At 67.6% G+C, this 19,331-nt stretch carries 15 protein-coding genes; 8 read left to right on the forward strand and 7 right to left on the reverse strand.

Features of this window, described 5'->3' with window-relative positions:
* Position 1 precedes the first annotated feature (1 nt).
* The 5 genes from ACR81A_RS12175 to ACR81A_RS12195 form a co-directional block, all read right to left on the reverse strand.
* Positions 2 to 985, reverse strand: coding sequence for a class C sortase (locus tag ACR81A_RS12175; RefSeq protein WP_440311950.1), 984 nt, complete (start codon positions 983 to 985; stop codon positions 2 to 4).
* 99 nt (positions 986 to 1,084) lie between these two features.
* The gene (locus tag ACR81A_RS12180; protein WP_440311951.1) at positions 1,085 to 2,599 is read right to left on the reverse strand and encodes a SpaH/EbpB family LPXTG-anchored major pilin; all 1,515 of its coding nucleotides are present in this window, start codon (positions 2,597 to 2,599) and stop codon (positions 1,085 to 1,087) included.
* 101 nt (positions 2,600 to 2,700) lie between these two features.
* The gene (locus ACR81A_RS12185; protein WP_440311952.1) at positions 2,701 to 6,153 is read right to left on the reverse strand and encodes a VWA domain-containing protein; all 3,453 of its coding nucleotides are present in this window, start codon (positions 6,151 to 6,153) and stop codon (positions 2,701 to 2,703) included.
* Between the two features lie 199 nt (positions 6,154 to 6,352).
* On the reverse strand, positions 6,353 to 7,060 hold the full coding sequence (locus tag ACR81A_RS12190; protein ID WP_440311953.1) for a DUF3027 domain-containing protein: 708 nt from the start codon (positions 7,058 to 7,060) through the stop codon (positions 6,353 to 6,355).
* A complete protein-coding gene (locus ACR81A_RS12195) occupies positions 7,053 to 7,430 on the reverse strand; it encodes a cold-shock protein (RefSeq protein ID WP_202380865.1) in 378 nt (125 codons plus the stop codon). Before ACR81A_RS12195 ends, ACR81A_RS12190 begins: the two co-directional genes overlap by 8 nt.
* Positions 7,431 to 7,572: 142 nt before the next feature.
* Between ACR81A_RS12195 and ACR81A_RS12200 the strand changes: the two genes are divergently transcribed.
* Genes ACR81A_RS12200 through ACR81A_RS12210 form a run of 3 tightly spaced genes read left to right on the forward strand, consistent with a single transcriptional unit; the run spans position 7,573 to position 11,421 of the window.
* On the forward strand, positions 7,573 to 7,839 hold the full coding sequence (locus tag ACR81A_RS12200) for a hypothetical protein (protein WP_237462203.1): 267 nt from the start codon (positions 7,573 to 7,575) through the stop codon (positions 7,837 to 7,839).
* Between the two features lie 17 nt (positions 7,840 to 7,856).
* On the forward strand, positions 7,857 to 9,728 hold the full coding sequence (locus ACR81A_RS12205) for a helicase-associated domain-containing protein (RefSeq protein ID WP_440311954.1): 1,872 nt from the start codon (positions 7,857 to 7,859) through the stop codon (positions 9,726 to 9,728).
* Positions 9,729 to 9,777: 49 nt separating this feature from the next.
* A complete protein-coding gene (locus ACR81A_RS12210; protein WP_440311955.1) occupies positions 9,778 to 11,421 on the forward strand; it encodes a DNA repair helicase XPB in 1,644 nt (547 codons plus the stop codon).
* 26 nt (positions 11,422 to 11,447) lie between these two features.
* Here the strand turns inward: ACR81A_RS12210 and ACR81A_RS12215 are convergent, their stop codons facing one another.
* Positions 11,448 to 12,041, reverse strand: a complete 594-nt coding sequence (locus ACR81A_RS12215; protein ID WP_202380861.1) for a helix-turn-helix domain-containing protein — start codon at positions 12,039 to 12,041, stop codon at positions 11,448 to 11,450.
* 165 nt (positions 12,042 to 12,206) lie between these two features.
* Here ACR81A_RS12215 and ACR81A_RS12220 point away from each other — a divergent pair, with 165 nt between their 5' ends.
* The 5 genes from ACR81A_RS12220 (at position 12,207) to ACR81A_RS12240 (ending at position 18,440) form a co-directional block, all read left to right on the forward strand.
* A complete protein-coding gene (locus ACR81A_RS12220; protein WP_440311956.1) occupies positions 12,207 to 13,838 on the forward strand; it encodes a 5-guanidino-2-oxopentanoate decarboxylase in 1,632 nt (543 codons plus the stop codon).
* Positions 13,835 to 14,830, forward strand: a complete 996-nt coding sequence (gene speB / locus ACR81A_RS12225; protein ID WP_440311957.1) for an agmatinase — start codon at positions 13,835 to 13,837, stop codon at positions 14,828 to 14,830. The genes ACR81A_RS12220 and speB overlap by 4 nt, the downstream gene beginning before the upstream one ends.
* A 42-nt stretch (positions 14,831 to 14,872) precedes the next feature.
* Positions 14,873 to 16,003 carry an ABC transporter substrate-binding protein gene (locus tag ACR81A_RS12230; protein WP_440311958.1) on the forward strand — a complete coding sequence of 377 codons (1,131 nt, stop codon included), beginning with the start codon at positions 14,873 to 14,875 and terminating at the stop codon, positions 16,001 to 16,003.
* Between the two features lie 93 nt (positions 16,004 to 16,096).
* Positions 16,097 to 16,798, forward strand: coding sequence for a response regulator transcription factor (locus tag ACR81A_RS12235; protein WP_202380858.1), 702 nt, complete (start codon positions 16,097 to 16,099; stop codon positions 16,796 to 16,798).
* Between the two features lies 1 nt (position 16,799).
* Positions 16,800 to 18,440, forward strand: coding sequence for an ATP-binding protein (locus ACR81A_RS12240; RefSeq protein WP_202380857.1), 1,641 nt, complete (start codon positions 16,800 to 16,802; stop codon positions 18,438 to 18,440).
* On the opposite strand, the gene ACR81A_RS12245 is transcribed toward ACR81A_RS12240, so the two are convergent.
* Positions 18,437 to 19,249, reverse strand: a complete 813-nt coding sequence (locus ACR81A_RS12245; protein WP_440311959.1) for an endonuclease domain-containing protein — start codon at positions 19,247 to 19,249, stop codon at positions 18,437 to 18,439. The two genes, ACR81A_RS12240 and ACR81A_RS12245, sit on opposite strands and share 4 nt — an antisense overlap.
* Positions 19,250 to 19,331: the final 82 nt, after the last annotated feature.

The raw sequence follows: 19,331 nt of genomic DNA on the forward strand, positions 1-19,331 counted from the left end.
ACTACACCCGCGCGTGCGCGGCATGGCTGTTCTTCAGAGCAGCGGTGCCGCGCACGCGGCATGTTGCCGTGACATATCCGGCGACGCCCAGCACCCCAGCGGCCGACCAGACGGCCCACCAGGGGAAGCCGGGGATCGTGGGCTCGGCCCCTGCCGCGTCAAGATCACGCTGCGGGGTGGGCGTGACGCGCTCCCCGGTGACGAGGATGCGGTGCGTGTTGATCCCGAGCGGGGTGCACGTGATCAGGGTCGCGAGGTCCTTGCCAAATACTGGGTAGAGCGATTCGGTTTTATCGGGCCGCACGACCTTTGTCTCGGCAACGCGGTAGGTCAGCACCTCGCCCCACACCTCGATCGTGAACGTGTCGCCCGGCGTCAACTGGTCAAGGTTGTTGAACAGCTCTGCCTTCGCGAGCCCGCGGTGGCCCGTGAGCACGGTGTGCGTGGTGGGGCCGCCGACAGGAAGCGCGGTGCCTTCGAGGTGCCCAACGCCCTGCTGGAGCACGTCATCACTGGTGCCGTGGTAGATCGGAAGATCAACGTCGATCTTGGGGATCTTGATCCGCGCCATGAGTCCCGACGCGTCGCTCGCGAGTAGCCCGTCGTAGTCTGCACCATCGGTGTCTGAAACGGCTTGGGGGATCCGCTGCCCCGCGGCGACCACCGCCGCGCCAGTCAGTCCCTCGTTGTAGCTACGCGCCGCGGCGAGCTCGGCCGCACGCGCGGTGACGTCCCCCGCGCCAGTGTCGCGGTTGAGGCCCACGATCTCGCGCGAGTACTCGAGTTGCGAGTACCAGGTTGCGATGCTCGGTGCCTGGATCAGCGCGATGCCGGCAAGCGCGAGCAGCGCAACGAAGAGGACCACCGGGCTCGGTCTCCGCCAGCGGCGGACCGAGCCCGGTGGGTGGGGAGAAGGGCCGGTCGACGACCCCGTGTCAGCCGAGGAAGCTGTGGTGTGGTCCTCGGCGAGGGTCTGCTGCGACACAAGGGCTCCTTCTCAGAGGGGACGGCGGGAGATGGGGAAATCCCCCGCCGGCCCGGTCAGGGACCGGGGCTCAGCCGCAGCCGAGCCCCGGAAGGGGTGTTACTCGGCGCGTGCCGTGCGACGGCGCGAGATGATCAGCCCGGTGCCAGCCGCGGCGATGAGCAGTGCTCCGCCCGCGACCGAGAGCATCAGCGCGCCGGCCGAGCCGGTGAGCGGCAGACCCGGAACCTTCTGCTGCACGTTCTCAACGGTCACGTCAACACCGGCGGTTGCACCGGTCTTCACTGCCACGGGGAAGAGCGCAGCAGCGCCGGTCGGGGTGACGTAGCCCGCGGGAGCCGCGGTCTCCTTGAGCACGTAGCAGCGCTGCGCAGCGTTCTTCGTGTCGTTCTCGCTGTCGCTCACGAAGAGGCCAGGCACGGTCACCTGGCCGGTGCTGCCCGTCGTGAACTCGCTCGCGCCGCTCACCTGCAGGGCCGAACCGGTGGGGGTCGCGTTCGTGCAGTCAGCCGCGTAGGGATCGCTTGCCGCGTATACCTCGAACTTGGCGCCGGCGAGCGTCGCCTTGCTCTTCGCGTCCACCTTCTTGACGACAACGTCGCCCCAGTTCGTGGTCACCTTGTTGGTGGTGTACTTCTTGCCGTTCACGGAGTCGAACGCGGTGTTCTCAATCACGCCGGTACCGAGCGTGGTCACCGTTGCCTGGAACGTCACCACGATCTCCTTGCCCGCGAGGCTCCGGAGGTAGTCGAGGCCGGGCGCCGAGGTGAAAGAGAGCGTCACGGTCTGGCCGGAGGCGGCAATTCCGAAGTTCGCCGCGGTCACCGGGGTGCCGTCAACGGTGATGCTCTTGATGCCCACGCCGATACCGTTCGCGGCGGGAGACGGGGTGAGTCGTGCGTCGAGCGTATCCGCGATATCGAAGCTCGCGAACGTGCGGCCTGCGGCGAGCGCGGGCACCTTCACGGTCACGGGGAACTCGACCGTGCTGCCGAGGCCAAGGCCCTGCTGAGCGTTGATCGTCTTCGAGACGCTCGTGACGCCGTTCTTTGGGTACACGTGCACGTCAGTGAGCCAGGTGCCCTCGAAGGGATACGGCACGGTGACGATGAACGGAGCGGCGCGGTCAACGACCTGCGCGGGAGCATCCGTCTCACACACCACGTAGACGCCCACGTCGGTGGGGATCGTCGCGGTGCCGTCGGCCCCGGTGACCGCGGGAGCGAGTGGGGTACCCAGCTCGTAGCCGCTCGGCGCCGTGCAGTCGGCACCGGCGGTGAGGTCGGCAAGCTGATCCCACGCGGCGGGATCGTTCAGGTCGATCGCGGCGCCGCCCTTCAGCAGCGGGTACGCCGTGAAGGTGACGTCCTTGATTCCGGGCGTGGGAATGTCAGCGCCCGAGCCGTCCGGGTTCTTCGTCACGGGCGTGGTGCCCGTCTGGTGCTCGTGCTTGTGCACGATGATCGAGCCGCTCGCGTTCGGGTCGATGCCACCGAGCTCCGGGGCAGCGAACGCGGGCGTGGTTGCGCCGACCGCGCCGAGCAGCGCGATAGCGGATACGGCGAGCGCAGCAAGCGCTCGTTTCGGGGTTCCCCCGCGTCCGTTCTGACTCATGGTGGGTGTCCTTCCTGGGTGGTTCATTTCATGTGGGCCTGCGGTGCGGGCCCTGCTGGGCGGCGCCAGTTCTGGCCGCGCCCTGGTCTGTGTGCCGCGCACTATGCGCGGGCTTCCCTGCGTCGGCGGTGTGCCCAACTGAGCGATCCGACGAGCAGTGCGAGGGCGGCGAGGCCTGCGCCGGCGATGTTGAGCGCGTCAGAGCTCACACCTCCGGTCAACGGGACCTCAAGCCCGGGGGCGGAGACGTTCACGAAGCGGTAGACCTCGTGCTGTCCGATCCCCACCGAGACGGGAGCGCTCTCATCCACTTGGGTCCAGTCGCACCCACCGGGTGCGGTGGTGTCGGGGACGCAGCGCTCGACGCGGTCGAGGAGGTACGCGAGCGGGGTGGCCGGATCGTGCAGTGCCTCAGAGAGCGCGTACTGCTTCGCCGGGGTCACCGCGAAGGTGTTCGCCGCGGAGCGCGTGTTTGCGCCCGAGACGGTCTTCGCCTGGCCACCGCCCTGCGGGGCTGCCGTGAGGTCCCAGCCCGCGGGGCTCGCGGTGCCCCCGCGTACCTCTTTCAGGAGCGTGAGCTTCGAGGTGCACGTCACCGTGTTGGTCATCTCGAACGTGTTCGCGCCTGGGGTCAGCGTCGCTTGAGCTGGCACCGACTCGGTCACCGCGACCGAGCCGCGCTTGGTGAGCTGCTGCGAGGTGACCGTGCAGCCGGGCAACTTCGCGGCGTCGATCGTAGTGGTCTCCGCCAGCGTCACGGTGTTGTTCGCGGCGTAGCCTGAGCGCGGGGTCCCCCACTGCTGCGGGGTCGCCCCGGCGCTGGCCGGTCCGGTCAGCGTGAGCTGAGCGCCGAGTCCCTGGGGCAGCGATCCCTCATCGCCCGGGATCCGGTAGCGGCCCGTCTCCGTGCCGTTCTCATCAAGCACGCGCCACACCTTGTCCACTTGCACAGTGGCCGACTGGTCGGGAGCCCGGTTGTACACGGTGCAGTTGACGGTCTCGTTCTGCGGCACAGCCACTCGCACGCCGTTCGTCACATCGCTGATGGGGGTGACCGGCTGCCTCGTTACGAGGTTCGTGCAGACGGCGTTCTTCCCGTTGACCGGAACGATCTGATAGCCCGGCTGCTGCGTCTCCGCAATCGTCACCGCACCACTCGTGACGCCGGTCCCGTAGGTGAGCGGGAATGCCACGGTGCCCGTGCCATCGTCTTCGGTCACTCGCGTTGCTGGGTTCGGCAGGGTAACGCCCTGGGCCGGATCCGACACTGCGAAGTTCCAGCCAGCGGGCGCCGGGGTCGCTCCCGTGATCTGCCCCGCGGGTGTGGTGTTCGGCACAATCATCTTCGTGACGGTGAGCTGCCCCTTGCACGCGCCCTGTGCGAGCGCCCGCAGCGTGTTCCCCGCGGTCTGATAGTTGCTCGTCTGGTAGTAGTCGCTGTTCACGGTCTTGCCCGAGATCGCAGCCAGGTTCGCTGCGTTTGCACTCCCTGAGACGCCGGCGCCCACACCGAACGCGATCACGCGGGTGTTCTGTGCTTTGAGCGCGTTCGCCGCAAAGATGCCCTTCTCAAGCTCGACCATGCGGGTGTAATCACCAGGCCCCGATGCGTTCGAGCCCCAGAAGGTGGGCTGGCCGTCGGTGATCACAATGGCGACGTCGTATGGGTTGCTTGCGCGTGCATCAGACGCTGCGACGAGAGCCTGCTCCCAGTTCGTGCCGCCGTTGGCGCCCCAGCTGCTCCACCGAGCCTTGAACGCATCGGCCTGGCTCTGCGTGGCCACCGAGGTCAGCGCCGGGTAGTTTGAGCTGGCCGTCTCGGCCGGGGAACTCGTCGAGAAGGAGAACAGGGACATTCGCGAGGGCGTGCCCACGAGCGCGTCCGCGAACGCACCGGCTGCCGACTTCAGCGCGGGCACGGAGCCCTCCACCGAGCCGGAGAAGTCCATGATGAGCGCAACGTCAATGCCACAGCTCTGCGTGAGTGCCGGGTTCGTCCGGGAGTTCTGCCATACGCCAGCCGAGGCATTTTCGGTGTAGTTGTTGCTGGACGCGATTGCCGAGTTGTACATGAAGTCGCTCGTGGAGAGGTAGCTGCTGCCGGAGCGCAGGTTGCTGCCGGTCCGGAAGACGTAGCTGTTGAGTGTCGCTGCACCGTTGCTTCCCGTGCCGAGTGACGCGTTCGTGAACCAGCCGGTTGGCGCGCCGGTACTCGGCTGCACCACCCAGTAGCGCTGATCGCGATTGGCGCCACCGCTTTGGGTGTTCGGCACGTCGAACGTGCACTCACCGTTTGCGTCGGAGACGCAGCGTGCCCAGCCCGCACCGGATCCGCTCACCCCGTCAGGGCGAGTACCGCTCGGGCTCGTGTTGCCGGTGTTCAGCATCAGAGTCACTCCAGCAAGCTTCGAGACACCACCCGTGCTGGTGCGGTCACCACCCACCGACACGATGATCTTTGCCGGGGGGATCGGGGTGCTGGTGAAATCGCCAAAGTTGAAGGTCTGGCCGCCCCAGTTCCCGGTGTTGCCGGATCGCGGGATCTCCTGCCACGCGGTTGAAGCTATTGAGTAGCCAGCGGGAGCGGCGGTCTGCCGAACGCGATACACCGAGCTCGTCGACACGGACGTGCTTGTGGGGTTCGTCGCGGGCGTCAGGAACTTCACCTGGAACTCACCCGCATCGGGATCCCGGTCGAGCCCCGTGCAGGGCGCCGAGGTGCAATCGGTGATCGTGTAGGTGCTCGTCCAGTTGTTATTGCTCTGCCGCGGCCCCTGCAACTCGAAGGTGGCACCTGCGAGCGGTGCACCCGACGGATCCACCGCACGCCAGTACACGTACGGCGCGCTCACACCGGGAGCGTCCGGACCAGCGGCCAGCGGCGTCAACGCCGCGGCTGCGTCCTTCGGCGCGGCCTTCGTTGTCTTCGGCTGCGTTGCCTCGGGAGCAGTCGTTGCCTCCCCATCAGGGGTGGTGGGCGCCTCAGGGGTGGCCGGCTGGGCCGGCGTCGCGGGATCCACGCGCACCGCCTGCACGGGAACGGGCTCCGTGGCGGCATCGGCGCTGCCCGCGGTCACCTCTTGCCAAGCACCGGCGGGCTCATCTGCGCCTCCTGGCGCGAGACGCACGAGCAGCGCGTCACCGGCGGCAAGACTCTCCGTGCGGGAGGAATCCTTCGCGTCGCGCAGTTCGCCGAGCGAAAAGACGCCCGGGGCGGGATCCCGATCGAGGCCCGTGTAGTCAGCCTGCCCGGTGTTATCGACCACGCTGGCGACGATGTCACCGTCGCGTGCGTCTGCGCGCTGCACCTCGAAGGTCGCACCAGTCACCGGCTGCTGTGCCGCGTCGACGGCCTGCCACCGCAGGGCGGGAGCGGCCGCGGACACCTGATTCGCACTCCCGTCAGTTGCGAGTGCTGGTGCTGCTCCAAGCAGCGCCGTTGCGAGCGCCGCCGCGGACGCGAGCAGCGTCGTGCGCTGGCGTCGTCGATTCGACGTGCGCGTCGCGCGGTGCGCCCCCCGGCGCCCTGCGCGGTGCAGGTCCGTGTACCCCATCGTTTTCCCTTTCCCCCTCAGACAGTGCTGAGTGCGCAAGCGATCACAGCGATCGCATTGCGAGTCCCCACCCACGGGAAACGTTAAGGAAAGTCGAGAAACAGGGGATCCGGGAAAATTACGTATTTTGCGTGTCGGGCGACAAAAAAGAGCGCGGCGGCCCGGAATTCCGGGCCGCCGCGCTCAGCGGTGGGGCTGCTCAGTACGAGCGGTCCGCCCGCTCGTCATCGTCATGATCATCGTCACCATCCGACTCGTCGTCGTCCGCGTCATCGTCATCCGACTCATCGTCCGCAAAGAGTTCGGTGTCGTCGGACTCGTCAGCCCGATCCTCATCGTCATCGTCATCGTCGTCGTCCGCGTCGCCCGAATCGGCACTCGAATCGCCACCGTCGAGATCGTCGATGTCCGCACCGTCAAGATCGTCGTCAAAATCGCTGAAGTCGTTCTCGAGCAGGTCCTCGTCGCCCGCGATCTCGTCTTCGTCGCGCAGCTCATCAGCGGCCGCTTCCGCAGCGGCAGCCTCCTCCGCGGCCTGACGCGCCTGCGTCTCGCGATACTGCGCCAGACGCTCCGACCAGGGCACCCACTCGGGCGCCACGACGGCACCGGCGCCGGGGAGCAGCTCGACCTCAAGAACCGTCACCGGCGCTTCCTCGTCCACCCGCGCCAGGGTCGCAGCCCAGCGCCACCCGGGGTACCCGGGCAGGCGGCACTCGAAGAACAGGGTGAGCACGTGCGACTCATGCGCCTCGTACCCCTCATCCGCGCCGATCGTCGCCGCATCGGTGATCTCGAGCAGTGCGGCACGCGCCTGCTCACGCGATCCAAGCAGCACGGGATCAGCGACGACCTCGACCGGGGCCTCAACCTCTGCGCTCACCGGCGCTGCCCCGGCCTCAGACATCGAAGTCATCCGCAACGCGACGCAGCATGGTGGCGACCTGACGCGACTGAGCGCGCTCCGGGTACTGCCCGTTCTTCAGTCGTCCGCCCAGGCCGTCAAGCAGCTTCACGAGGTCCTCGATGATGATCGCCATCTCGTCAGCCGACTTCCGGTTGCGCTTCGCAAGCTTGGGGGTATCGAGCACGCGCACCGACAGTGCCTGCGGCCCGCGCCGCCCATCAGCAACGCTGTACTCCACGCGGGTGCCCTGCTGCACCTCGACGCCAGCGGGCAGCACGGACGCGTGCAGGTACACCTGCGCGCCATCCTCGCCCTGGATGAACCCGAAGCCCTTGTCTTCGTCGTAGAACCTGACCTTGCCGTTCGGCATGCCTCGTTCCTTTCCGTCTCGGCGGGCGCTCGTTCCCCGCCCCCGCACACACGTGCTGGGCGGTGCGCGCCCGCATATCCACGCAAGTCTACCGCCCCAGCTTCTTCCCCACGATGAGGTTGAACGCGGTAAAATGGTGCGGATGTCCACTGAACCCAGCACCCCGTCGATTCTCGAGCGGATTCTTGCGTACAGCTCGCTGACGATCATTGCAGCCGCGTTGCTCTCATTCTTCGCGACGCTGATCGTCGGCCTGAACAACCGCGAGGCGATGGCCGAGGGGCTGTGGCCCATCGTGTACGGCATTTCGCTCATCGCACTGCCGATCGGTTTCGTCCTGCTGGTTGTGCTGCTGATCGTCAGCCAGGCTCGCCGCCGCCGCGAGTTCCGCCGGAACGCCCAGGGCTGAGACCGGACTCGCGCCTCATGAGTGGCACCCTCGCGCTCGCCTCCGCCCTCGCGGAGATGGATCGCGACGCCCTGCACGCACTCGTTGCGGCGCGGCGCCCGTACGCGGCCGCCGGGATCACCGATCCGATCGGGCTCGCCGCTGAGCTCTTGCGCGCGGATTCGATCCTGCGCTCGATCCTGCATCTCGAGCGCGCGGATCTTGCGACGCTGCTGCATCTCGATCGGGATCCCGAAGCGCTCTCCCCCACCGCGCTGTCCGACCTCACCGCGCTGGGGCTTACCGGGCTGCAGCAGGGCGCACCCGTTGCCATTCCCGAGGTGACGGATGCACTGGTGTCGGCCCTCGCGGAGGCCGGAGTCACGGCGGCCGAGCTGACCGCCCCGGAGACAGAGACGGCGGCCGTGGGCGTGACTGCGGCTAGGTCAGCAGCTGCGTCTTCGGCCGAGCCCAGCGCGAGCACCGCAACCTGGTACTCCCCCGCGCTCACCGCGGTGGGTCAGTCGGCCGAGGCGCTCCGCGCGCTCACTGCGCGCCCCGCGAAGCTCAATCGCAACGGCACCGTCGCAGTGGCATCTGTGCGACAGCTCGCAGAAGCCACCGGAATCGATGTGTCCGTGGTCACACACGTGCTCAGCGCCCTCGCCACCGCAGGGCTCACCGCCGCGCACACGGACGCGCAGCTCCTCGTTGCGGCCGCCGCGGCCCCGGAGTGGCTCGATCGGGATCACCGCGCGCGCTGGCAGCAGCTCGCCGAGGCGCTCCTCGCCGGGATGCCGCCGGCGCTGCGTCGCACGCTCGCGGAGACGCCCGGCTCGCTCACGGGTGCCCACACTCGGATCTCGCACCGCTTCCCGCTTCTGCCTGCGGCGGAGCGCACGGCGGCCAAGAACTACACCGAGGTCGCCGAACACTTCGGCTGCACCGTGCACGGCGCGCTCTCGGCGCCAGCGCTGGCACTGCTCGCGGGCGACCACGCGGCAGCGGCTGAGTTGATCGCGCGGGACACCCCCGACACCGCTCCCGGCGTCTATGTGCAGCCCGATCTGAGCGTCGTGATCCCCGGCCCGCTCTCCCCGCGTGACGAAGCGCTGCTCGCGGCGTTCTCGGCACCTGAGCAAATCGGCGTCGCATCCACTCGGCGTATCTCGGACACCAGTCTCGGCGAAGCACTCGAGCAGGGCATCACCCCGGAGGATGTGCGCGCGGTGGTGTCGCGGCTCTCGCTCACCGGGGTACCGCAGCCGCTCGAATACCTGCTCACGCATCGCGCCGAGCGCGTCGGAGACCTCATCGTCCACGATCACCACGGCGACGAGGGCCGAACTCGGCTCGCGGTGGCGCGACCCGAGCTCGCGGAGACGCTGCTCGTCGACCGCGCGCTGCAGCACCTGCAGCTGATGCGTGGCCTCCCAACCGCCGACGGCGCTGCCCAGTTGTTCTCGCGACTGCGGCCGGAACACGTGCTCTCGGCACTCGCCGACGCGCGCTATCAGCCGAGCTCGGCCCTCGTCTCGGCAACACCGGCCGCCACGGCCAGCGGTGGCACGGGCACCGAAGCGATCGCGCTGCCCACCTCGGAAACCGCGCCCATCGCCGCGAGCGAGGAAGCGGTTGCTCCGCTCACCGAGGCGCTCACGGCCCTCGTTGACCGAGTGCACACCGCGGCCCGCGCCGAGCCCGGCGCCAGCGAGTTCACGCGTCGGCTCGAGCTGGCCATGCGCGACAAGCGAGCGGTTCGGGTCACCGCAGAGGCACGCGGGCAGACCCACGAGTTCACGCTCCTCCCCGTCTCGGTGTCCGGCGGCAGGCTCCGCGCCACCGACCAGATCGCCGGGGTTGAGCGCACACTGCCCGTCAGCATGATCACCGCTGTCGAGGCCGTGTAGCCGAGCCTCCCCACCGCCTTCACGAGCAACGCGGGTAGAATAGATCCTTATGACTCTCGGCCCACTTATCGTGCAGAGCGACCACACTGTCCTCCTCGAAGTTGCGCACCCCGACGCCGAGGATGCGCGGCACGAGCTCGCCGTGTTCGCGGAGCTTGAACGCGCTCCCGAGCACATCCACACCTACCGCGTGACGCGGCTCGGGCTGTGGAACGCGCGCGCCGCAGGTCACACCACCGAAGAGATTCTCGACACGCTGAACCGGCACGCGAAGTTCCCCGTGCCGAGCGGGGTGGCGAGCGAGATCTCCGACACCATGCGGCGCTACGGTCGGCTGACCATTGAGCGCGACGACGAGGGCGCGCTGGTGCTGCGCTCGGAGGATCCCGCGGTGCTGCGGGAGGTCACGAGCGCAAAGAAGATTGCGCCGCTGCTCGGCAACAAGCTCGACGACCGCACGTACCCTGTCGAGCCGTGGGCCCGGGGCGAGCTGAAGCAGCAGCTCGTGGCGCGCGGCTGGCCTGCCGAGGATCTCGCCGGCTACACGCCGGGTGAGCCCTACGACATCGCGCTCGCCGAGGGTGATTGGGAGCTTCGCGATTACCAGGCGAAGGCCGTCGAGGCGTTCCAGAAGGGCGGCTCCGGTGTGGTCGTGCTGCCATGTGGCGCGGGCAAGACGATTGTGGGCGCCGCCTCGATGGCTGCGGTCGGCGCGAAAGCGCTGATCCTCGTCACGAATGCGGTGTCTGCCCGGCAGTGGCGCGACGAGCTGCTGCGACGCACCTCACTCACTGAGGACGAGATTGGCGAGTACTCGGGCCAGATCAAGGAGATCAAGCCCATCACCATCGCCACGTACCAGATCCTCACGAGCAAGCGGAAGGGCGAGTACGCCCATCTCTCACTGCTCGATGCGCAGGATTGGGGCGTGATCGTCTACGACGAGGTGCACTTGCTCCCCGCCCCCGTGTTCAAGCTCACCGCTGACCTGCAGGCGCGCCGCCGACTCGGGCTCACCGCGACGCTCGTGCGCGAGGACGGCCGCGAGGGCGACGTGTTTAGCCTCATCGGCCCGAAGCGGTACGACGCGGCGTGGAAGGACATCGAGGCGCAGGGCTTTATTGCCCCCGCCGCATGCTTCGAGGTACGCGTCGATCTCGGTGAGGCGGAGCGCATGGAGTACGCGATCGCGGAGGATCAGGATCGCTACCGCATCGCGTCAAGCACGCCTGTGAAGGAGCGTGTGGCGCAGCGCATCATCGCGAACCACCCCGGCGAGAGCATCCTCGTCATCGGGCAGTACATCGACCAGTTGGAGTCGATGGCGGAGGCATTGAACGCCCCGCTCATTACCGGGCAGACCCCCGTCGACGAGCGCGAGGAGCTGTTCGGCCTGTTCCGCACGGGCGCCGTGAAGATCCTCGTGGTGTCGAAGGTGGCGAACTTCTCCGTAGATCTCCCGGATGCGTCCGTGGCGATCCAGATCTCGGGCTCGTTCGGCTCCCGCCAGGAGGAGGCCCAGCGTCTCGGTCGTCTGCTGCGGCCGAAGTCGAACGGTGCCACCGCGTCGTTCTACACGCTCATCACTCGCGACACCGTGGATCAGGACTTCGCGCAGAACCGCCAGCGCTTTCTTGCGGAGCAGGGCTACGCGTACACGATCATGGATGAGGCGCAGCTGGCCGAGGCCTAACGCGCCACGCGGCCGCTCGCCCGGCGCTACACCTGCGCGGTGAGCACCCAGAGCACGCGCGCTCGCTCGGTCTCGGAGGGGTTGCGCCACAGGTGTGCGTGGCGCGCGTTGAAGCTCATCGCGTCGCCCTCGCCGAGCAGAAAGGTCTCCGCCTCGATCTGCATTTCGAGTGTGCCCGCGAGCACCACGACGAACTCTCGGTCGACGGGCAGGCGGTATGGCTCGGGCTCGAAGCCGCCGCCGGGTTCTACCCATGTCTCAATGATCTGCGTGTCGCTCTGACCGGGTGGCGAAAGCACCGTGTCGGCAACGCCGTCGCCCATCATCAACGCGGGCTCGCGCCCTTCCGCGCGGTTCACGTAAATCTGCGGCGGGTCAAAGAGCCGCCCCATGGGCATCGTGAGTGCGTCGCAGATCGCGGCAAGTGACGTGACAGAGGCCGAGGTGAGGCCTCGCTCCACTTGCGAGATGAAGCCCTTCGTCAGCCCGGTGAAGTCGGCCACGCTGCTCAGCGTCATGCCGCGCTCCTCCCGCGCAACGCGCAGCCGAAACCCGATCTGTTCGAGCTGCGCCGAGGCCGCTGGCCGCGGCGGCCTCGCCGCGGTGGTGCGTTCGGTCATGGGACTCCCCGACTCCTGCAGTGCGGGGCCGTGTGCCCCACCGTGTGTCTATCCTGCCCGGATTTTCCCGTTGACGAAACCCGAGCCCGGTGTTTAGTATTCCCTCACAGAGTATCGCTTGAGCAAACATCGCGAACAGTGTCGTTCGCAGAGGGGATGGGTCGAATGCGGCTCGGACAGGCCATTAGTGCGCTGCTGACGGAGTACGGCGTCTCACAGATCTTCGGAATTCCCGGCGTGCACACGCTGGAGCTCTTCCGAGACATCGACCAGAGCGGGCTGTCGGTGACGATCCCGCGCCACGAGCAGGGAGCCGGCTTCATGGCCGACGCGTACACGCGGGTGACGGGCACGCCGGGTGTCTGCTACCTGATCACGGGGCCCGGCGTGCTCAATGCGCTGACCCCCATCGCGCAGGCCTGGCACGACTCGATCCCCATGCTGATCATCGGCTCGACCGTCACACGCGCACAGCTCGGCGCCCACCGCGGCACGCTGCACGACACCCCCGACCTTGCCCCCGTGCTCCGGCCGTTCACGCTCTTTAGCGAGACCGTCACCGACGCCGCGCGGGTCTCCGAGCTCATTGACGAGGCGTTCCGCCGTTGGGAGACCGAGCGACCACGTCCCGTCTACATCGGCATCCCGCGCGATCTACTTGAGGAGGAGGTGGGAGCGCTGCACCGCCCCGCTGCGGCGAGCGCGGCGACGCTCAGCGATCCCACGCCCGAATTCGACCTCGCGGCAGCGCGTGAGGTGCTCGCCCAGGCCTCGCGCCCCGTGGTCATCGCGGGCGGTGGCGCGCGCCACGATGGGCAGGCGGTGCGCGAGCTCGCAGAGCGGCTTGCTGCGCCCGTAGCACTCACGGGCAACGCGAAGGGGTTGCTTCCCGAGGCGCACCCGCTGAACGTCGGCATCAGCATGCCGTTTCCGCTCACACAAGAACTCGTGTCGGACGCCGATCTCGTCGTCGCCCTCGGCACCGAGCTCTCGGACTTCGAGGTGCTATTCACGGGTTCGGAAGAGCCGAGGCTGGCAGACGTGCTCCGCGTGGACATCGATCCCGACGTGACGCATCCGGGCCAGACCCGCCCCACGCTTCCTCTGCGCGTGGGCGAGTTCGCCTCGGCGATGCTTGCGGAACTCACCCCCGCAGATCCCGCTCAGGCTCGGGCCGGTGCCGGGCGTGCAGCCGCCGCGCGCGCTGGCTTCGCCGAGGAGCGAGCGCGGGATCCGCATACGCCGTGGATCGAGGCGATTGCCCGCGCACTGCCCGAGAACGCGATTCTTACCGCCGACTCCGCCCAGGTGGCGTACCAGGCGCACCACTTCCTCCCACTCGATACGCCGGGGCGCTGGCTCGCGCCGTACGGCTACGGCACGCTCGGCCCCGCGCTCCCCATGGCGATCGGTGCGGCGGTGGCGGCACCCGACCGCCCGGTCGTTGCACTGGCCGGCGACGGGAGCTCGCTCTTCACCCTGCCCGAGCTCGCCACCGCACGCGACCTCGGCGCGAACGTCACGATGGTCATCTGGGACAACGGCGGCTATCGGGAGATCGAAGTGTCGTTTGACCGCGCCGAGATCCAGCCCGCCGGGGTGCGCACCACAGCGCACGACCTTGGGGTCATCGCAGAAGGATTTGGGGCACATGTCGCGCGCCCCACGTCCGAAGCCGAACTGGAGGCCGAGCTGCGTGCGGCCACGGCGCACGCCGGCCTATCCGTCATCGTGGTGCGGGCCCCCGCCGCGCACCGCGTCGAAGCCGATTCACTCAACCCGGAGGTGGCCGCATGAGCCTCGACATCCCGTACACGACCAGCGTTGGCGCCGACGGTTCGCCCATCACTGGACAGGTGGACTTCTCGCAGGTTCCGCGCTTCGCGGGGCCCGGCACTTTCGCGGGGCTGCCGTCGCTCGCGAGTGTGGGCGAGGCCCAAGCCGGGGTCATCGGCATTCCGTTCGACTCCGGCGTCACTTTCCGCCCGGGCGCGCGTTTCGGTCCCGAGGGGATTCGTGGGGCGAGCCATCTGATCCGTCCCTACAACGTGGAGCTGGATGCGTTCCCCTTCGCGCAGCACCAGGTGGCGGATGTTGGCAACCTTGCCGTCACGCCGTTCGGCATCGACCGCGCGGTTGAGGCGATGCTCGTCGGGCTTGCCGCAGCGCGCGAGCGCGCGGGAAAACTTGTCATTCTGGGCGGCGATCACACGGTCGCATACCCGGCGATCAAAACGCTCGCCCGACACCACGGCCCCATCTCCGTGCTGCACTTCGATGCGCACATCGACACGTTCGGTCCGTACTTCGGCGCGGCCATGCACCACGGCACGCCCTTCCGCCGCGCGGCCGAGGAAGGACTCCTCGATCCCGAAGGGTGCATGCACGTCGGCATTCGCGGCCCGCTGTATGGCCCACATGATCTCGCGGAGGACCGCGCGGTCGGGTTCCAGACCGTGCACTCGAGCGAGTTCGCTACCACCGGGCTCGTCGGCATCCTCGAGCAGATCACCCGCCGGCTGGGCGATCGCCCCGTGTACGTGTCGGTCGACATTGATGTGCTCGATCCCGCGTTCGCCCCGGGCACCGGCACCCCCGAGCCCGGGGGCCTTGCCAGCCGGGAACTCCTCTACCTGCTTCGCGGGCTCGCACCGCTCAACATCGTCGGTGCCGACGTGGTTGAGGTCGCGCCCGCCTACGATCACGCCGACGTCACCTCGCTCGCCGCGGCCCACATCGCGTACGAGTTCCTGTCCCTCTGGGGACGCACCCCCACCACCCTCGGGTAGTCAGTTCGCTGGCGCCCACCCACCGAAACGGAAGAATCAATGATGACACTCTCCCGCTCTTCTCACCGTTCACTCCCGAGATCGATCTCCGCCGTCGCGATGGTCGGCGCCGCGGGGCTTCTTCTCGCGGCCTGCTCCGGAGGCGCCCCTGCTCCTGCCGAGGATCGCGACTTCGGCACCCCCGTGGTCGGCGAAATCGCGCCCGACGTTCTCGCGGGCACCACGCTCACCTACGCCGGCCCCGGCGGCATCTTCCAGGAGGGCCAGGATGAAGCGATCTGGCAGCCCTTCGCGAAAGAGTCGGGCGCAGTCATGCAGATGGACGCGTTCGACGCCGGCAAGCTGAAGGCGATGGTCGATGGCGGCAACGTCTCGTGGGACATCGTCGACACCTCACAGGTCGACACCGCACGCGGCTGCGGCACGCTCTACGAAAAGATCGACCGTTCACTGATCGACACCTCGCAGCTTCCCGAGGGCACGATTACGGATGACTGCATGATCCCGAACGTGATGTACGGCTTTGTGATCGCGTACAACACCGAGGTCTTCGGCGACAACCCGCCGAAGAGCGCCGCCGACTTCTTCGACACCAAGAAGTTCCCCGGCAAGCGCACCGTGCCGCAGACAACCTACGTTGATCCGCAGAACCTCGAGTTTCCGCTGCTCGCTGACGGGGTGGACCTCGACAACCTGAAACCTGAGCACATCGACCAGGCCATCGCGAAGTACGACAGCCTGGGCGACGACATGATTGCGTGGTCGACCGGGGCGCAGGCGCAGCAGCAGCTCGAGAGCGGCGAGGCTGTGATGGGGTACGTCTGGTCCGGCCGTGGCTACGGCGCCGCCGAGGCGGGGGCGCCCATTGCTCCGGTCTGGGACGAATGGCTCGTTGCGATCGACTCGACCGCCATCCCGAAGGGGGCGAAGGATCCCGCAGCCTCGCACGCCGCGATCAACTACTTCCTCGGCGCGAAGCAACAAGCGGGCATGACCGAGCTCAACTCGATGTCGCCGGTCAATGTGAACGCGAAGCCGCAGGTCGACGATACGCTCGCCGCCTGGCTCGCGAGCTCGCGCTTCGAGACGGGACACGTTCCCAACTTCGACTTCTGGGTTGAGAACTACGACGCGATGGCCACCGCCTGGGCGAACTGGGTGACGGGCGCGTAGCGAGCACCCGCTGGCTGGGCGTGTGGGAACCGGGTTTCCCACACGCCCAGTCATTTCCAGCCACTTCATAGCAAACAATCAGAGACTGGGGACATGAACACACAGCCCAAGGGACCCCGGATTCTGATCGTTGACGACGAGCCCAGCATTCGCGAGCTGCTCAGCACGAGCCTCCGTTTCGCAGGGTTCGGTGTGCGCGCTGTCGCAAACGGCGCACAGACCATCTCGGCAGTGCTTGAGGAGGAGCCCGACCTGATCGTGCTCGACGTCATGCTGCCCGATATGAACGGCTTTAGCGTGACCAAGCGACTGCGCTCGGCCGGCTACACCGCGCCCATCATCTTCCTCACCGCGAAGGACGACACTGAGGACAAGATCGAGGGCCTCACCGTTGGCGGCGACGACTACGTCACGAAGCCGTTCAGCCTCGACGAGATCATTGCCCGCATCAAGGCAGTGCTGCGCCGCACCATCCAGGAGGACGAGGACTCGATCCTCACGGTCGGCCCGATCACGATGGATCAGGACACGCACGAGGTGACCGTCGAGGGCTCTTCCGTCGAGCTCTCCCCCACGGAGTTCAAGCTGCTGCGCTACCTCATGCAGAACGCAAACCGCGTGCTCTCGAAGGCGCAGATCCTCGATCATGTGTGGGAGTACGACTTCAACGGCGATGCCGGCATCGTCGAGTCGTACATCTCGTACCTGCGGCGCAAGCTCGATCCGCTGACCGAAGAGTCGCTCATCCAGACGAAGCGCGGTTTCGGGTACATGCTCAAGACTGAAGCCAAGTAGCGTGTCACGCCTGAGCTTCGCTGAGCGGTGGGACGACATCTCACTGCGGGCGAAGATCACCGGCGTCACGGTGTTCATCCTCTTCCTGGGGCTCATCGTGGCCGGCGTCGGGACGCTCTCTGTGCTCCGCCCGATGCTGCTCGCCGATCAGACGAACACGCTGAATCAGCTCCGTAAGGACCCGACCACCGCGCTCGGCACCGGGGCGAACGCCTCGAACCTCAGTCGCGCTGACATCCTGTACGCGAACCAGCAGTACTACGTTGCACTGTTTGACGCGGCCGGTGCACTGCAGTACGACAACACCCACAGTCTGGGCGAGTCGTCTGCAGTGCCCGAGCTGCTGTCGCCGCTCACGCTCGAAACCCTGATGGCCGATCCCGGGCAGTTCATCCCGATGACCAGCCCAGATCGCAGCAACTGGCGCGCGGTGGCGGCCCCCGTGCTCATTGACGGTCAGCCAAGCGGAATGCTGCTCATCGCGTCGTCGACCGCGGCCATCAACAAAGTGGTGGCGCGGTACGTCATTGTGTTCTCGGGCTTCGGGATCGCGGTCATCTTGTTGGGGGCCGCACTCACGCGGCTGCTCGTCACGACGACTTTCCTGCCGCTCGCGGAGGTGGAGCAGACCGCGCTCGAGATTGCCCGCGGAGATACCTCGAAGCGCATCATGGTGGCGAGCCCGCACACCGAGGTGGGTCATCTCGGCGAATCGCTCAACGTCATGCTCGACCGCCTCGACGGTTCGCTGGAAGACCAGGCGCGCACCATTGAGCGGATGCGCCGCTTTATCGGTGACGCCAGCCACGAGCTTCGCACCCCGCTCGTTTCCGTGCGCGGTTACGCCGAGCTGTACCGCATGGGCGCGCTGCAAGAAGAGGAGCAGGTCGGACAAGCGATGGAGCGCATCGAGAAGGAAGCGATCCGCATGACCTCGCTCGTTGAGGATCTGCTCGCGCTCGCCCGGCTTGACGAGCGCCGCCCGCTCGCGCTCACCTCGCTGCCGCTCAACCAGCTGGCACGCGACGCCGCACTCGACGCGGGCGCCCAGGCGCCCGACCGTGAGGTGACGGTTGTCGAGGATCCATCGAACCCGTCGGTGATTGGCGACGACCACAAGGTCCGGCAGCTCCTCACCAACCTCATCGGCAACGCGATGCGGCACACGCCGGAGGGCAGCCCGATCGAGATCATCGTCTCGACGCCCGAGGTTTCCGAGGGCGAGCAGCCGGTTGCGCGCTTCGAGATCGCGGACCACGGCGAGGGTGTCCCCGAGCAAATTCGTGAGAAGATCTTCGGCCGCTTCTGGCGCGCGGATTCTTCGCGAAACCGCGAGACTGGGGGCTCCGGCCTCGGGCTCGCGATCGTCCAGTCGATCGTTGAGGCTCACCACGGTCGCGTGAGCGTGCATGACACCCCGGGTGGTGGCGCAACGTTCCGGGTCGATCTCCCCGGTTCGCCCCCGGCTCCCATCACGGGTGAAACCGCGGCTATCCAGACTGCGCCGGCGCCCGTGGACCAAGCGCCCGCAGCCCCTGCGTCGGCCACACAGTCACCGCGCTCTTCGCAGTCACCGAGCTCACCGTCCAACCCGGATGGTGGGAACGGCGGGGACCCCGCGGAGACAACTTCCCAGGCTTAACCTGCCCGGAGCGCGCCCCGTACAGCCTCCGCCGTGAACCGGCCCGCCTCCACTGCCCCTTCCCGCGCCCCTTCCCGCGGAGAAATCTCGAATCTCGGATGTTCTCCGCGGGAAGCACCCGCTCCCCCATTTTTCTCCTGCCTGCTCGGAGCACCAGAGCTTCGACGCCGCGCCGGCACAGCGGCGCCCGTCGCCGGACGTCCCTGCGAGATCGCCATCATGATCCGCCCTTGCACCTCGGTCCACTCATGCTCGATCTGATGCGCGCTCACCCGAATCGTGGCATACCCGTTGGCGGCGAGACGGGTGTCGAGGACGTTGTCATAGTCGCGTTGCTTGCCCACATGGTGCCCGCCGTCCACCTGGACCACCAGCCATCCTTCGACGAGAAAGTCGACGCGCGCGCCCAACAGCCAAGCCTGGGCGACGACGTGGAGCCGTAGGGCGCGCAGGCGACGCAGCACGTAGCTCTCATACCCAGACTCCGAGAACATTGTGCACTCTGCAAGGAGGGCACGCTCGGGGCCACGAAGTGGCAACCGTGCGAGCGCATCCCGTGTGACGACCCTACTGCGCAGCGCCGACTCCCAGATTGCATGCGCGGCCTCGGCAGACTGACACTGGGACGCCAGAACCAGCGCGTTTTCCACCCGATCCATGAGCTGAAAGGGGCGTCTCCGGACGACGGGAACGCCCCAGTGACACACGTGCTCTCCCGGGCGGACGTGCGACTTCGGTGTTGGAGCGGCGACGTGCAGGCGCGTGAGGAGTTCCGGAACCCAGAGCGATTCGCGTTCAATCACCGTCATGCAGCTGAGCAGAACACCATGCACGGCCGCGTGGACGAGATCGGGATCCGCACTAGGCAGTGCAATCCACCCGTGTCGTGGC

Origin of the sequence: Leucobacter chromiireducens, from assembly GCF_051993095.1 — a bacterium.
Lineage (GTDB): Bacteria > Actinomycetota > Actinomycetes > Actinomycetales > Microbacteriaceae > Leucobacter > Leucobacter chromiireducens.

Coding starts and splice junctions, on each gene's coding strand:
- ACR81A_RS12180 (WP_440311951.1), bottom strand. CDS start 2,599: ATGAGTCAGAACGGACGCGGGGGAACCCCGAAACGAGCGCTTGCTGCG.
- ACR81A_RS12185 (WP_440311952.1), bottom strand. CDS start 6,153: ATGGGGTACACGGACCTGCACCGCGCAGGGCGCCGGGGGGCGCACCGC.
- ACR81A_RS12190 (WP_440311953.1), bottom strand. CDS start 7,060: ATGTCTGAGGCCGGGGCAGCGCCGGTGAGCGCAGAGGTTGAGGCCCCG.
- ACR81A_RS12195 (WP_202380865.1), bottom strand. CDS start 7,430: ATGCCGAACGGCAAGGTCAGGTTCTACGACGAAGACAAGGGCTTCGGG.
- ACR81A_RS12200 (WP_237462203.1), top strand. CDS start 7,573: ATGTCCACTGAACCCAGCACCCCGTCGATTCTCGAGCGGATTCTTGCG.
- ACR81A_RS12205 (WP_440311954.1), top strand. CDS start 7,857: ATGAGTGGCACCCTCGCGCTCGCCTCCGCCCTCGCGGAGATGGATCGC.
- ACR81A_RS12210 (WP_440311955.1), top strand. CDS start 9,778: ATGACTCTCGGCCCACTTATCGTGCAGAGCGACCACACTGTCCTCCTC.
- ACR81A_RS12215 (WP_202380861.1), bottom strand. CDS start 12,041: ATGACCGAACGCACCACCGCGGCGAGGCCGCCGCGGCCAGCGGCCTCG.
- ACR81A_RS12220 (WP_440311956.1), top strand. CDS start 12,207: ATGCGGCTCGGACAGGCCATTAGTGCGCTGCTGACGGAGTACGGCGTC.
- speB (WP_440311957.1), top strand. CDS start 13,835: ATGAGCCTCGACATCCCGTACACGACCAGCGTTGGCGCCGACGGTTCG.
- ACR81A_RS12230 (WP_440311958.1), top strand. CDS start 14,873: ATGACACTCTCCCGCTCTTCTCACCGTTCACTCCCGAGATCGATCTCC.
- ACR81A_RS12235 (WP_202380858.1), top strand. CDS start 16,097: ATGAACACACAGCCCAAGGGACCCCGGATTCTGATCGTTGACGACGAG.
- ACR81A_RS12245 (WP_440311959.1), bottom strand. CDS start 19,249: ATGACGGTGATTGAACGCGAATCGCTCTGGGTTCCGGAACTCCTCACG.